The 13821-nt window shown below is 70.6% G+C and carries 10 protein-coding genes; 5 read left to right on the forward strand and 5 right to left on the reverse strand.

Annotated features, from left to right (window positions below):
• Positions 1 to 4 precede the first annotated feature (4 nt).
• The gene (locus tag OG984_RS13855; protein ID WP_328532130.1) at positions 5 to 1675 is read right to left on the reverse strand and encodes a tannase/feruloyl esterase family alpha/beta hydrolase; all 1671 of its coding nucleotides are present in this window, start codon (positions 1673 to 1675) and stop codon (positions 5 to 7) included.
• A gap of 189 nt (positions 1676 to 1864) precedes the next feature.
• Between OG984_RS13855 and OG984_RS13860 the strand changes: the two genes are divergently transcribed.
• Genes OG984_RS13860 through OG984_RS13880 form a run of 5 tightly spaced genes read left to right on the forward strand, consistent with a single transcriptional unit; the run spans position 1865 to position 6551 of the window.
• Positions 1865 to 2638 (forward strand): ABC transporter ATP-binding protein, encoded by a 774-nt coding sequence (locus OG984_RS13860; protein WP_328532131.1) that lies wholly within the window; start codon positions 1865 to 1867, stop codon positions 2636 to 2638.
• A gap of 11 nt (positions 2639 to 2649) precedes the next feature.
• Positions 2650 to 3342, forward strand: coding sequence for an ABC transporter ATP-binding protein (locus OG984_RS13865; RefSeq protein WP_328532132.1), 693 nt, complete (start codon positions 2650 to 2652; stop codon positions 3340 to 3342).
• 51 nt (positions 3343 to 3393) lie between these two features.
• Positions 3394 to 4641: an ABC transporter substrate-binding protein gene (locus OG984_RS13870; protein WP_328532133.1), complete on the forward strand. Its 1248-nt coding sequence runs from the start codon at positions 3394 to 3396 to the stop codon at positions 4639 to 4641.
• Positions 4642 to 4668: 27 nt separating this feature from the next.
• On the forward strand, positions 4669 to 5541 hold the full coding sequence (locus OG984_RS13875; protein WP_328532134.1) for a branched-chain amino acid ABC transporter permease: 873 nt from the start codon (positions 4669 to 4671) through the stop codon (positions 5539 to 5541).
• Positions 5538 to 6551: a branched-chain amino acid ABC transporter permease gene (locus tag OG984_RS13880; RefSeq protein WP_328532135.1), complete on the forward strand. Its 1014-nt coding sequence runs from the start codon at positions 5538 to 5540 to the stop codon at positions 6549 to 6551. The genes OG984_RS13875 and OG984_RS13880 overlap by 4 nt, the downstream gene beginning before the upstream one ends.
• A 25-nt stretch (positions 6552 to 6576) precedes the next feature.
• Here OG984_RS13880 and OG984_RS13885 read toward each other — a convergent pair whose 3' ends face one another.
• The 4 genes from OG984_RS13885 to OG984_RS13900 form a co-directional block, all read right to left on the reverse strand.
• Positions 6577 to 8472: a helix-turn-helix domain-containing protein gene (locus tag OG984_RS13885; RefSeq protein ID WP_328532136.1), complete on the reverse strand. Its 1896-nt coding sequence runs from the start codon at positions 8470 to 8472 to the stop codon at positions 6577 to 6579.
• A 63-nt stretch (positions 8473 to 8535) separates the two neighbouring features.
• Positions 8536 to 10602, reverse strand: coding sequence for a thioredoxin domain-containing protein (locus tag OG984_RS13890; RefSeq protein ID WP_328532137.1), 2067 nt, complete (start codon positions 10600 to 10602; stop codon positions 8536 to 8538).
• Positions 10603 to 10634: 32 nt separating this feature from the next.
• The gene (locus tag OG984_RS13895; RefSeq protein WP_328532138.1) at positions 10635 to 12386 is read right to left on the reverse strand and encodes a glycoside hydrolase family 35 protein; all 1752 of its coding nucleotides are present in this window, start codon (positions 12384 to 12386) and stop codon (positions 10635 to 10637) included.
• Positions 12387 to 12477: 91 nt separating this feature from the next.
• Complete coding sequence (locus OG984_RS13900) at positions 12478 to 13821, reverse strand: ABC transporter substrate-binding protein (protein ID WP_328532139.1); 1344 nt, start codon at positions 13819 to 13821, stop codon at positions 12478 to 12480.

Below are 13821 nucleotides of genomic sequence, written 5' to 3' on the forward strand. Positions count from 1 at the left end.
GCCGTCACATCTGGCATCGGAAGCTGCTCGCTTCAGAGGCGGGCCCGCCGACGTACGTCGGCCAGGTGGGCCACTCGCACAGCGGCCGCGTGCGGTTCGCCCCGGCGTTGCCGTCGGCGACCACCTGCTTCCCACCGGGCGCGACGCCCTTCTCGGCCCACTTCTCCAGCGCCGTGAGGGAGTCGTACGAGGCGGAGTAGGCGACCGGGGCGAAGTTGGCGTGGTTGGCGCCGGGCACCAGGTAGAAGCGCGAGAACCCCTCGGTGGCCCGCTTGCCCATCACGCGCTGCACCCGCTGGTAGTAGTCGATCGTGGAGCGGTGGCTGACCAACTCGTCGGCGGCACCGTGGACCAGGATCAGCCTGCCGCCGGAGCGGGCGAAGGGGCGTAGGTCGGCATCGTTGACGTCCTGGAGCGCGGTCAGCTCGCTGATCCGGCGCTGCCACGCCCCAGGAGCGGCCGGGTCGATCGCGAAGGGGCTGATCTGCGGGTCGCGGGCGACGAAGTACTTGGCCCACTGGTTCCAGAACTGCATGCCGTAGCCGGCGGTGACGGGCATCGGGTCGGCCGGCGCGGTGGTGCCGAAGCCGAGGATCGGGGTGGACATCCGCGCCCCGGACAACACCGGGAAACCGGGGTAGCCCCACTCCCCGCTCGCGACCCGGTAGGGCAGCCGCCAGCTGCTGTCGGCGGCCACGACCGCATCGACCTGCTCGCGCGAGAGGCAGGTGGCGCCGGGCGCTTCACCCTCGCCGCACAGCAGCGTCTCCGGGTCGAAGTCACAGCCGGCCTCGTCGGAGACGACGCCGTCCTCGAGCCCGTCGCCGCCGTCGCAGGCGGCGAGGACCTGCTGCGCGACCAGGTCCTGCTGAGCCTTCGAAGGGAACGCGCCGGGCTTGCCGAACTCGTGGGTGATCCGGCCGAAGAAGAGGTCGAGGGTGGCGGCGTTCCAGGCGGGATAGGCCGAGATCACGCCGTCGAAGTCGCGCGGCCAGCGCTGCGCGACGGCGAGCGCCTCGCGCCCACCGGTCGAGCCACCGGCGAAGTAGGTCGTGCCGGGTCCGCGGCCGAAGGCCTTGGCTATGACGAACCCGGCGGTGTCGTGCACCTTCTTGAGCGCGTCCCCGGAGAAGTTGCGCAGCGCCTCGTCGTTCTGGCCGAACCAGCCGTCGAGGCTGGCGATCGGGTGACGGGTGGTGTCGGCCTGGTGGCCGGAGTCGCTGGCGTAGGTCGCGTAGCCGCGTCCGAGCGGGGTGCGCTGGTCGACCGGGCCGAAGGGCACGTTCTGGGCGAGGTTGGGGACGGTGCCGTTGTAGCCGCCACCGCCGAACATCATCGACCTGCCGTTCCAGCCCTCGGGCAGCGCCAGACCCATCCGGATGTCGGGCGCGGCGGGGTCGACCGCGTGGATCTCGATGTCCGCTCGGCAGTAGGCCGGGATCGCGGTCGGGCCGGTCCCGGAGGCCGGCATCGAGGTCGCCGCGGTGACCTCGGCCCCGGTGGTCGGCAGGCCGATGCGGTGCTCTGGGATCCTCAGGCCGACCAGTGACTGGCAGTCGGTGGTGCTCGTCGACGGCACGGCGCTGGCGGGCACCTGGCCGACGACCAGGGCCGCCGCGGCGAGAGCCAGCGACGAGCCGACGGTCAGGAATCTGCGTACGAGGGTGCGGGGCATGGCTCAAGGATCGCGACGCGGTGTGACCCGCGCCATGTGGACCGCGCACACAACTCTGCGGCCGAAGATGTGGCCGATCACGGGCCGCGCCTCGACGAGCCGTCATGGCTGTGAGCCACACACCTGGCGGGTCCAGTGTGTCCCGAACCCCTATGGCGTACGTCTCACCACTTCCCTAGCGTCGCCCCTGTGACGAGCACCACACCCACCCAGGACTGGGCTCTGCGGACCGAGGGCCTCACCAAGGACTTCCGCGGCTTCCGTGCGGTCAGCTCTGTCGACCTCGAGGTCGCCGAGGGCACCGTACACGCGCTCGTCGGCCCCAACGGCGCCGGCAAGACCACCCTGTTCAACCTGCTGACCGGGTTCCTCAAGCCGACCAGCGGGCGGATCACGGTCTTCGGTGACGACGTCACCGGGATGGCACCGGAGCGGATCACCCGTCACGGGGTGGCCCGCTCCTTCCAGATCACCAGCCTCTTCGAGAACCTCACTCCGCGCGAGCACGTCGAGATCGCGCTCCAGGGGCTCACCAACCAGGGCCTGAAGTTCTGGCGCTCTGAGAAGCTGCTGGCGCGGCGCCGTGAGGAGGTCGACCGGCTCCTGGCCGAGGTCGGGCTGACCGAGCTGGCCGACCGGCCGACGGGGCTGATGGCCTACGGCCAGAAGCGGGCGCTGGAGCTCGCACTCGTGCTCGCCGTCGAGCCGAAGCTGCTCCTGCTCGACGAGCCGACGGCCGGGATGGGCATCGAGGACGTCGACCGCACCATCGAGCTCGTCCGGCGCATCGCCGCCGGCCGCACGGTCGTCTTCGTCGACCACAACATGCACGTCGTCGGCCAGCTGGCCGACCGGGTCACCGTCCTGCAGCAGGGCTCGGTGCTCGCCGAGGGGCCTTACGACGAGGTCCGCGCGGATGCCCGCGTCATCACCGCCTACCTCGGGGAGGCCCACAGTGCTTGATGGAGGTCCCTGTGCTTGAGATCGAGAACCTGAGTGCCTGGTACGGCGAGGCGCAGGCGCTGCGCGAGGCCACCCTGAGCGTGGAGGCGGGCGAGGTCGTCACCCTGGTCGGCCGCAACGGCGCCGGCAAGACCACGCTGGTCCGCTGTCTGATGGGCCTGCACAGGCACCTGACCGGATCGGTCCGGCTCGACGGTCGCGACATCACCTCGCGGCCCGCGCACAAGCGGGCCCGCGCCGGGCTCGGCTGGGTGCAGGACGACCGCGGCATCTTCGCCAACCTGAGCGTGGAGGAGAACCTCCTGCTGCCGCCGCGCGTCTCCGGCTCGGCGTGGACGCTGGAGCAGGTCTACGACGCCTTCCCGGCTCTCGGCAGCCGCCGGCGAGCGGGCGGCACCATCCTCTCGGGCGGTGAGCAGCAGATGCTCGCCGTCGCCAGGGTGCTCCGCACCGGCGCCCGGGTGCTCCTGCTCGACGAGCCCTCCGAGGGGCTCGCCCCCGTCATCGTCGCCCAGATCGGCGACATCGTGCGGACCGCGAAGCAGTCCGGGATCGGCGTGCTCCTGATCGAGCAGAACGTACGTTTCGCCGCCACCGTCGCCGACCGCCACTACCTGCTCGCCCAGGGCCGCCTGGTCGAGAGCCTCGACAACGACGAGTTCGTCGAACGTCAGGACGAACTGCTCGAACACCTCGGGATCTGACGTACCGCCCACAGCACAGCGCAGTCCCAACCCCCCACGAGGAGAGACACGATGAACAAGCGACGCACAGTTGCCACCGCCTCGATGGTGATGGCAGGTGTCCTGGTCACCGCAGGCTGCGGCGCCGGCGGTCCTGCTGCTGCCGGAGGCGACTTCACCGACGACAAGGTGGTCCTCGCCCTGCTCAACGACGCCTCCGGCGTCTACAAGGACGTCTCCGGTCCCAACTCGAAGATCGCGATCCGGATGGCGATCGACGACTACCAGGAGAAGTACGGCGAGGAGGCCGTCGTCGACGACATCGAGGTGACCTCGGCCGACCACCAGAACGAGCCGGACATCGCCAACACCAAGGCCCAGGAGCTCTACGACCGCGAGGGCGCCGACGTGATCCTCGACGTGCCGACATCGTCGGCCGCGCTGGCCGTCGCCACGCAGGCCAAGAACAAGAAGAAGCTCTACATGAACATCGGCGCCGGGACGACCGAGCTCACCGGCGGGCAGTGCAACAAGTACACCTTCCACTACGCGTACGACACCTGGATGCTGGCCAACGGCACCGGCACCGTCGTCACCGAGGAGGGCGACAAGAACTGGCAGCTCATCTACCCCGACTACGCCTTCGGCCAGGACATGGTGAAGTCGTTCACCGGCGCCATCGAGGCCGGTGGCGGCAAGGTCGCCGGCACGATCGCGACACCCTTCCCGAACGACAACTTCGCGACGTACATCACCAAAGCAGGGGCCGCGAAACCGCAGGTCATCGGCACCATGCACGCCGGTGGTGACCTGATCAACCTGGTCAAGCAGTACAACGAGTCCGGGCTGAAGGACCAGGGTATCGACCTGGCCGTCGGGCTGATGTTCATCTCCGACATCCACTCGCTCGGCGTCGAGGCGTTCGAGGGCACGATCTTCACCGACGCCTGGTACTGGAACCTCGATGAGAAGTCGCGCGAGTGGGCCGACCGGTTCATGGAGGAGACCGGCGACCGGCCGACGTACGCCCACGCCGGCAACTACTCCGCGGCTCTGCAGTATCTCGAGGCGGTCCAGGCGGCCGGCACCGACGACGCCGACAAGGTCGTCGCGGAGCTCGAGGGCAAGAAGGTCGAGGACATGTTCCTGCGCAACGGTGAGATCCGCGCCGAGGACCACCGGGTCATCCACGACGTCTACCTGGCTCGCGTCAAGGGCCCGGCCGACGTCAAGGAGGACTGGGACTACGAGGAGATCATCAAGACGATCCCGGCCGAGGAGGCGTTCCGCCCGGCGGCGGAGTCCGGCTGCTCGATGTAGCTGCGTCCGACGTCTAGAGGGATTGGTATGAACGCGGTTCTGCAATACACCGTCCAGGGCCTCGCGGCCGGCAGCTTCTACGCGCTGGCCGCGCTCGGCCTGGCCGTCATCTTCGGGGTCCTGGGCGTGGTCAACTTCGCCCACGGTGCCTTCTACATGCTGGGAGCGGTCGCGGCCGCGGTGCTCCTGGACACCGTCGGGATGAGCCTGTGGTTGGCGCTGATCGTGGTGCCGCTGCTGATGCTGGTCTTCGGGATGCTGGTCGAGCGGCTGCTGGTGCAGTGGCTGCTGCCGCTCGACCCGCTCTACAACCTGCTGCTCACCTTCGGGCTGACCCTGCTGCTGGTCGACCTGGTCAAGCGCCGCTACGGGGTCTCGGGCCTGCCCTATGAACGCCCCTCCGCACTGGACGGGCGGGTGCAGGTGGGAGGCGTCGGGCTGCCCATCTACCAGCTCTTCGTGATCGGCGTCGCGCTGCTCGTCTGCCTCGGTGTGTGGCTGCTGATGACGCGTACGCGGGTGGGCATGATCGTGCGGGCCGCGACCGAGCGGCCCGAGCTCGCCGGTGCGCTCGGCATCAATGTCGGCCGCTGGGTGACCCCGGTCTTCGGCTTCGGGGTCGCGCTCGCCGGGCTGGCCGGGGTCTTGGCCGCGCCGTTCCGGGCGATCACCGCCGAGATGGGCAGCGACTTCATCATCATCCTGTTCGCCGTCGTGGTGATCGGCGGGCTCGGCTCGATCGTGGGCGCCGTCGTCGGCGGGTTCCTGGTCGGGCTCGTGGAGGCGTTCGGGCAGGCGTACGCACCGACGTTCGCGCAGGTGCTGATCTTCGTGCTCATGGCGGTGGTCGTCCTGGCCCGGCCGGCCGGGCTCTTCGGCCGAGAGGAGGCGACGGCATGACGAGCATCGCAACGGCTGGCGCGAGTGTCAGCGAGCAGCACGCGGCGATCGCCGGGGCGCGGCCGTGGCAGCGGCTGGTGCTTTTGGGGATCGGTCTCGTCGTCGCGCTCGGGCTGCCGTGGTTCGTCTACCCGCCGGTGGCGATGGACATCGCCGCGTGGGCGCTCTTCGCGGTGGCCCTCGACCTGCTGCTGGGCTACTGCGGGCTGCTCTCGTTCGGTCATGCCGCGTTCTGGGGCGGATCGGCGTACGCCACCGGGCTGGTCGCCATCCATCTCGGCGTCCCGTTCCCGGTGGCGGTGCTCGGCGGAGCGCTCTTCGCGATGGTCCTGGCGGTGCCGATCGGCTACCTGTCGGTGAAGCGGTCCGGGATCTACTTCGCGATGGTCACCCTCGCCTTCGCGCAGATGCTCTTCTTCATCGCCAACCAGGCCTCCTCGCTCACCGGCGGGGAGAACGGGCTGCAGGGCGTGCCGCGGTCGTTCTTCGGGATCGAGGCGGTCGAGACCGACTCGTTCTTTTTCTACTACGCAGCGCTGCCGATCATCCTGCTCGGGATGTGGGCCGCCTGGCGGATCGTCCATTCCCCCTTCGGACGGGTGCTGGTCGCGATCCGCGACAACGCGCCGCGGGCCCGGGCGCTGGGCTACGACGTGGAGCGCTACAAGCTGATCGTCTTCGTGCTCTCGGCCGGGCTGTCCGGGCTGGCCGGCGGCGTCTTCGCCGTCTCGCACGGGTTCGTGGCGCTCCCGGAGCTGCACTGGGCCACCTCCGGCGAGGTCGTGCTGATGACGGTGCTGGGTGGCATCGGGACGCTGTGGGGCGGTGTCATCGGCGCCGGGCTGATCGTGATGCTCGCCGACTACCTGGCCTCGTCCGGGTTCGACGGGATCGGGATCGTCACCGGTGGAGTGTTCGTGACCGTGGTGCTGCTGTTCCGTCGGGGCATCTGGGGCACTGCCCGCCACCTGTACCTGATGCGACGCTCCGCGTCGCGAGCGCGACGCTGATAACCCTCGTCGTCTTTCCTGAGACCTAGGCGACCAGCTGATGGAGCCGGAGCGCCAGCTGCACCTCGAGCTGGCGCTCCGGCTCCTGCCAGCCCTTGCCCAGCAGACGGGTGACCCGCTCCAGGCGCTGGGTGACGGTGTTGACGTGCACGTGCAGCACCGCGGCGGTGCGGGTGAGATTGCGGTCGGCGGAGAAGTAGGCCCGCAGGGTCTCGACCAGCTTCGACCCCTTCGCGGTGTCGTAGTCGATCACCGGACCCAGCCGCGAGGTGACGTACGCCGCCGGGTGGCCGTCGGAGCCGAGCAGCAGCCCCACGAACCCCAGGTCGTCGGCGGTGACCACCTCACCCTCGCGACCCAGGGTCATCGCCGCCGCCAGGCAGCGACGGGCCTCGTCGTAGCCCTTCACCACGGCGTCGGGACTGCTCAGCGGCCCCGGCACCGGACCGGCCGCGCCGACCGTCACCGGCGCACCCGCCGAGAGCCGTAGTCCCTCGACGACCAGCTCGCCCGCCGCGCGGGCGTCGCAGTCGGGGAAGATCAGCACGACCTGCCCCTGTCGCACCGCCGCGAACCCGTCGTGGGTGGCCGCGACGAACGTCGCCGCCTGCCCCACACGCGCCCGGTCGCCGGGGACGTTCGCCACCACCACGGCGTAGGGCCGGGACAGGTCGGCCTGCAGCAGGCGTCCGCGCTCGCGCAGCGTCTCCGGGTCGGGGGTGGTGCCGGAGAGGAGCTCGTCGAGGAGCTCTCCCCGCACCCGCCCCTCGGCCTCGGCGACGCTGCGGCGGAAGAGCAGCAGCAGCGCCGTGACCAGGGCCGCCCGCTCCAGGATCCGCTGGTCGCCGTCGTCCAGATCGCCGTCCTCGCGGTCGACCTCGCGCGGGCCCAGGAGCATCGAGCCGAGCTGCTCGGCGCCGGCGAGCACCGGGGTGGCGTAGACGTCGCCGCTGCCGGCGGTGCGGCTCAGGTCGAGGCTGCGCCGAGTCACGGCCGCCTCGTAGTCGGAGACCGGCTGGTCCGGGGCGCTGCTCGCGATGACCTCCCCGTCGAGGTCGAGCACGACGACCCGGGCGCCGAGGACCTCGGCGACGCTGCGTACGACATCGTCGACGCCGCCACCCTCGACGACGATCCGAGTGAGCCGGTCGTGGGCGTCGGCAGCGCGCTCGACCACCTCGTTGCGCGCCTGCAGCTGACGGGTGGTGACCTCGAGCTCGGCGACCGCGGCGCGGGTCTCCTCCAGCAGCCGGGCCTTGTCCACGGCGATCGCGGCATGGGCGGCCAGCGAGACGAGCAGTGCGCTCGCCTCGGCGCCGAAGGGGCGTACGGCGCGGTTGGCGGCGAAGAGGACGCCGATGACCTGGCTGCCGAGCAGGAGGGGCACGCCGATGATCGCGCGGATGCCCTCGCCGCTGACCGCGCCGTCGATGTCGGGAGCGTGCCGGAACCGCTCGTCGGGGATGTAGTCGGCGGTCGAGTAGGGCTTCATGGTCTGCGCGACTAGGCCGCCGAGCCCGATGCCGAAGGGGATCCGGGTCGAGCGGAAGGCCGCGGTCAGGATCCCCTCGGTCACCCGCATGTACTCACCGCGACGCTCGTCGTTGAGGGTCAGATAGGCGACGTCGCTGTTCAGCAGCTGCTTCGCCCGGGTCACGATCGCCTGCAGCACCGCTTCCAGGTTGGTCAGCATCGCCAGGTCGTTGGCGGACTCGAACAGCGCGCCCAGCTCGCCCTCGCGCCGCCGGCGCGCCTCGAGGGTGGCCCTGACCTGGAGCGCGAGGCTCCTGACGTGGTCGATCCGCGCCAGCTCGTCGGCCGTCGCGCCCGCCGCTCGCGCGGCTCGCGACGGTCCCTCGAAGTCGGCCTCCGCGGCATCCCCGGCCAGCAGCTCCAGGAACGCAATCACATCGACCGTCATGTGACCGAAGTTACACTTCTATGCTCGGGCCAACATAGGGGATCACCACATAGTTCCCCCTGATCAGGTATGGGTGTTCGCCAGGTGCTCCGGCGACGTGACCGGCCGCTCGCAGACGAAACCCCGGCAGACGTACGCCGCCGCCCTGCCCTCCACGGGAGACCGGCTGCTCAGCAGCGGGATGTCGTCGCGGGCCTCGTCGGCGACGACCACGACCGCGCCCGGCTTGCGCCGGGCAGCCGCCTCGAGAGCGTCGCGGTCAGGTCCCGGCGGTCCGACGACCGCGATCTCGAGCGGACCCTCGGCCATCGTCACCGCGGCCGCCAGCGACCAGCCGGCGAACCGGGGCGCCTTGGCCATCAGCGTGCTCGTGGCCGCGAGCGCCTCCTCGGCGGCCGTGCGGTAGCGGCCCTCTCCGGTGAGCGCGTGGGCGGTGACGAGCGCGTGAACCATCGCGCTGGTGCCGCCCGGGCTGGCGTTGTCGGAGGCGTCCCGGGGCCGGGTGACCAGCGCCTCGGCGTCGTCCGCGGTGTCATAGAAGCCGCCGTCCTCGGCTCGGAAGTGGGTCAGCGCGGTGTCGAGCAGGCTCGTCGCCCGGTCGAGCCAGGTGGAGTCGCCGGTCGCCTGGGTCAGGCTCAGGAACCCCGATGCGACACAGCCGTAGTCCTCCAGCACCCCCGCGTGCGCGCCGGTCACGCCGTCGCGGCTGACGCGGAGGAGGCGGGCGGGGTGGCGGTTCATCAAGGTATGCAGGCCAACCGTCGCTTCCCTCGTGGAGTTCCGCACGGGATGTGACGGTTCGGCTGCATACCTTGATGAACCGACATGCACCCGCCACAGCAGTTCCGCCGCCGCGACAGCGGCCTCGACGTACCTCGGCTCGTCGAGCAGCAGCCCGGCGTCGACCAGCCCGCTGATCGCGAGCCCGTTCCAGGCCGCGACGACCTTGTCGTCGCGCGCCGGGCGTACCCGCTCCGCACGCGCGGCCAGGAGCCGTGCCTTGACCGACTCGAGCCGCTCGACGTCGTCGGGCCGGTGGCGCAGCTGCAGCGTCGAGGCGCCTTCCTCGAAGGTGCCCGCCTCGGTCACCTCGAAGACCTCGGCGGCCCAGGCACCGTCCTCGGCACCGAGCACCTCGACGAGCTCGGCCGGGGTCCAGACGTAGAACTTGCCCTCGACCCCCTCGCTGTCGGCGTCGAGCGCGGAGGCGAACCCGCCTTCGGCGGTGCCGAGCTCGCGGATCATCCAGTCGGCACTCTCGCGGGCGACCCGATCGCCGAGCTCGGTGCCGAGCCGGGCGTAGAGGCCGATCAGCTGGGCGTTGTCGTAGAGCATCTTCTCGAAGTGGGGCACCACCCAGCCGCGGTCGACGGCGTAGCGCGCGAACCCGCCGCCGATCTGGTCGTAGATCCCGCCGCCGGCCATCGCGGCCACGCTCCGCGAAAGCATGTGCGAGACCCGCGAGTCCGCCCCGAGCACCCCGGCCGCCCGCCGCAGGAACTCCAGCACCATCGACGGCGGGAACTTCGGCGCGCCCCCGAACCCGCCCGCCATCGGGTCGAACTCCCCCGCCAGCGTCTCGACCGCGGCGTCGACATCGACCCGCCAGTCGCCCGCGGCCCCGGCCGCGCCGGAGATGGCGGCCAGATGCTGACGTACGTTGTCCGCGACCGCCCCGATCTCCGAGCGCCGCTGCGTCCACGCCTCCGAGAGGGCCTGCAGCACCTGCGTGAACGCCGGCTGCCCATGCCGCGGCATGTCCGGGAAGTAGGTGCCCGCGAAGAACGGGTTGCCGTCGTGGTCGAGCACGACCGTCATCGGCCACCCGCCCGACCCGGTCATCGCCGTCGTCGCCGCCATGTAGACCGCATCCACATCCGGCCGCTCCTCCCGGTCGACCTTGATGTTGACGAAGTGCTCGTTCATGTACGCCGCCGTCGTCTCGTCCTCGAACGACTCGTGCGCCATCACGTGGCACCAGTGACACGCGGCGTAACCGACCGACAGCAGCACAGGTACGTCCCGCCGCCGCGCCTCCTCGAACGCGTCGGGCGACCACTCCCACCAATCGACGGGATTGTCCTTGTGCTGCTGGAGATACGGGCTCGTCGCGGCGCCAAGTCGGTTCATGGGTCCATGATCCCGCAGGCCCAAGCGGGGACTCAGTCCTCGAGCGGCCCCAGGGACGGTCCCGCGACGAACCGGGCCGTCGGATCGGCGAGCACGTCCAGCTCCAGCACGACGAGCTCGTTGCCGTCAGGCCGCAGCACCGGGCCGGGAACGAACAGGGTGCGCTGCGGCCCGCGCCGCCAGTAGCGGCCCAGGCAGAAGCCGTTCACCCAGGCGATGCCCTTGCCCCAGGCGGCGGCGTCGAGGAAGAGGTCGACGCCGGGCTCGGCCGAGAAGTGTGCCCGCCAGGCGGTGGGCCCGACCCCGGAGCCTCGGCCGTCAGACGGGCCTTCCCACAGGCGCGGCACCCGGTCGAGGTCGACCGCCAGGATCTCCCAGTCCGTGAGCGGCACCCCGTCGAGCAGAGCAGGCCCGACCAGACCCTTGTGCTCACCGATGCGGGCGCCGTAGTTGACCCGGCCCTGGTCCTCGACGACCAGCTCCAGCCGGCCGCGAACGTGCGGCAGCTCGATCGCGCGCTCGTGGTGCTCCCGCTCGAGGATGCCGATCGGGGCGCCGTCGAGGAAGACGGCCGCCCGGTCACGGACCTCGCCGAGGGTGAGGACGGCCGGGCCGTCGCCCGGCAGCTCGGTCCGGTAGACGGCCAGACGAGTGTCCGTGTCCAGCTCGTCCAGCACCGGGAGCGACTCCCACGTGCTCCAGGAGCCCCAAACCTCCGGGTCGTCGAGCAGCCGGACCGGCTCGCCCAACGCCACCGTCTGTTCGGGGGCGGGCCCAGTCGCAACCGGGACCCCGGTCGGCACCGGGGCGTAGCGGGAGATGACGTCGCGGAACGCGAAGTACTTCGCGGTCGGGTTACCGGCCTCGTCCAGGGGCGCGTCGTAGTCGTACGACGTCACCGTCGGCCGGTAGATGCCCTTGTCGTTGGCCCCGCTGGTCAGGCCGAAGTTCGTGCCACCGTGGAACATGTAGACGTTGACCGAGGCGCCGGCCGCGAGCAAGGCGTCGAGCTCCGCGGCGGCCTGCTCGACGGCGGTGGTGTGGTGGATGCCTCCCCAGTGGTCGAACCAGCCGTCCCAGAACTCCATGCACATCAGCGGCCCGGTCGGCTGGTGGTCGCGGAGGGTGCGGAGGCGGTTCACGCTGTCCGACCCGAAGGAGCTCGTACGCAGCACCCCGTCGAGACCACCGGCGGCGAGCATGGCATCGACGGGCTGGTCCACGGTGACCAGCGGCACGCCGATGCCGGCACCGCGGATCATGTCCGCGACGGCCTGCAGGTAGTCCCGGTCGTCACCGTAGGCGCCGTACTCGTTCTCCACCTGGATTAGCAGCACGGGTCCGCCCAGGTCGACCTGGTGCGGTCGCACGAGTTCCAGGACCTGCTGGAGGTACTTCTCGACCTGGTCGAGGAAGCGCGGCTCGTGGCGACGGATGCCGACGCCCGGCTCCCGGAACAGCCAGGGCGGCAGGCCGCCGTTGTCCCACTCCGCGCAGATGAACGGCCCCGGACGCACGATCGCGTGCAGGCCGGCCTCTCCCACCAGGCGCAGGAACCGCGGCAGGTCGAGGAGGCCGTCGGTGTCGAAGACGCCCGGGCGGGGGCTGTGGGCGTTCCACGGCACGTACGTCTCGATGGTGTTGAGGCCCATCAGCCTGGCCTTCTCGATCCGGTCCGCCCAGTGGTCGGGGTGGACCCGGAAGTAGTGCAGCGCACCGGAGAGGATCCGGAACGGCTCACCGTCGAGAAGGAAATCGGACTCGCCGATCGTGAACTCGGGCATGCCTACCTCTCGCAAGGGACCGACAGCCGCCGCTCCGCGAGGTGCGGCGGCTGTCGGTCCTTATCGGTCGTGGTCGTGGGTCAGTCGTGGGTCAGTTGACGCTGAAGCCCTGCTCGTTGCCGTACTTCACGAGCGCTTCCTGCCAGGCCGTCAGGCCGCCCTCGAGGGCGGTGTGGGTCTGGTAGGACTTGCCGACGGTGTCGCCGTAGATCGTGTCGGCGTAGAGCTGGTAGGGCAGGTACTGCCAGCCCTCGACCACCTGGGTGGCCGCGTCGGTGAGCACCTGGTTGACCTGCTGGCCACCGAAGTAGTCGAGCTTCTTGTCGACGAACGCCGGGTCCTCCAGGTCCGCGACCGTGGCCGGGAAGCCACCGCTCTCCAGGAACGGCTCGACGCCCTCCTCGTGGTTGAGCCAGCGTACGAACGCCGCCGCCAGCGCCGGGTTCTTGCTCTGCTCCAGCACCGACTGGGTGCTGCCGCCGTTCTCGGCGGTCGCCGGCTGGCCGTCGTACGTGGGCATCGGTGCGGCCCGCCACTTGCCCGCGCCGTCGGGCACGGACTGCTCGAACACGCCGGGCGCCCAGGCACCGAGGCCGATGGACGCGATGGTCCCGTCGCCCAGCGCCTTGTACCACTCCTCGGTCCAGCCGGGGATGGTGCAGACCAGCTCGTCCTCGATGAGCTGGTTCCACACGCCCGTCCACTTCTGCGTGCCCTCGTCCTGCAGGTCGATCGTGACCTTCTCGCCGTCGGCCTGGAACGGCGTGCCACCGGCCTGCCAGATCATGCTGGTGGTGAAGCCGGGGTCACCGCTGTCGTTGGTGATGCACTGCGACGGGTTCTCCTTCTTGATGGTCCGGGCAGCCTCGACGTACCCGTCCCAGGTCTTCGGCACCTCGAGCTTGTGCTCGTCGAAGACCTCCTGGTTGTAGAAGAGCGCCATCGGGCCGGAGTCCTGCGGCAGCCCGTAGAGGCCCTCGCCGGCCTGCACGGAGGCCCAGGTCGAGGGCGTGTAGTCCGCCTCGAACTCGTCGAAGCCGTACTGGCGGAGGTCGATCAGGTCGCCGGGCAGCGCGAACTGCGGGAGCGCCTTGTACTCGACCTGCGCCACGTCGGGGCCGCCCGAGCCGGCCTTGATCGCGTTCTGCAGCTTCGTGTAGTGGTCGTTGCCGGTGCCGGCGTTGACGAGCTTCACCTCGACGTTCGGGTACTGGTCCTCGAACGCCGCCACCTGCGCCTCGGCGGACGGGGTCCACGTCCAGTACGTGATGGTGCCCCCTTCCTCGAGGGCGGCGTCGAGGTCCGCGGCCGTGCCTGCGCCTCCGCTGCCGCCCGCGTCGTCCGAGCCGCAGCCGGCGAGCACGGAGGCGGCCGTGAGGGCTGCCGCGACAAGGGCGATCCGGCGGCGGGCTCTGCGCCCACTGATGATCAACAT

This window comes from Nocardioides sp. NBC_00368 (genome assembly GCF_036090055.1).
In the GTDB taxonomy this organism is placed as follows: Bacteria; Actinomycetota; Actinomycetes; order Propionibacteriales; family Nocardioidaceae; genus Nocardioides.

Coding starts and splice junctions, on each gene's coding strand:
- OG984_RS13855 (WP_328532130.1), bottom strand. CDS start 1,675: ATGCCCCGCACCCTCGTACGCAGATTCCTGACCGTCGGCTCGTCGCTG.
- OG984_RS13870 (WP_328532133.1), top strand. CDS start 3,394: ATGAACAAGCGACGCACAGTTGCCACCGCCTCGATGGTGATGGCAGGT.
- OG984_RS13875 (WP_328532134.1), top strand. CDS start 4,669: ATGAACGCGGTTCTGCAATACACCGTCCAGGGCCTCGCGGCCGGCAGC.
- OG984_RS13880 (WP_328532135.1), top strand. CDS start 5,538: ATGACGAGCATCGCAACGGCTGGCGCGAGTGTCAGCGAGCAGCACGCG.
- OG984_RS13885 (WP_328532136.1), bottom strand. CDS start 8,472: ATGACGGTCGATGTGATTGCGTTCCTGGAGCTGCTGGCCGGGGATGCC.
- OG984_RS13890 (WP_328532137.1), bottom strand. CDS start 10,602: ATGAACCGACTTGGCGCCGCGACGAGCCCGTATCTCCAGCAGCACAAG.
- OG984_RS13895 (WP_328532138.1), bottom strand. CDS start 12,386: ATGCCCGAGTTCACGATCGGCGAGTCCGATTTCCTTCTCGACGGTGAG.
- OG984_RS13900 (WP_328532139.1), bottom strand. CDS start 13,821: ATGTTGATCATCAGTGGGCGCAGAGCCCGCCGCCGGATCGCCCTTGTC.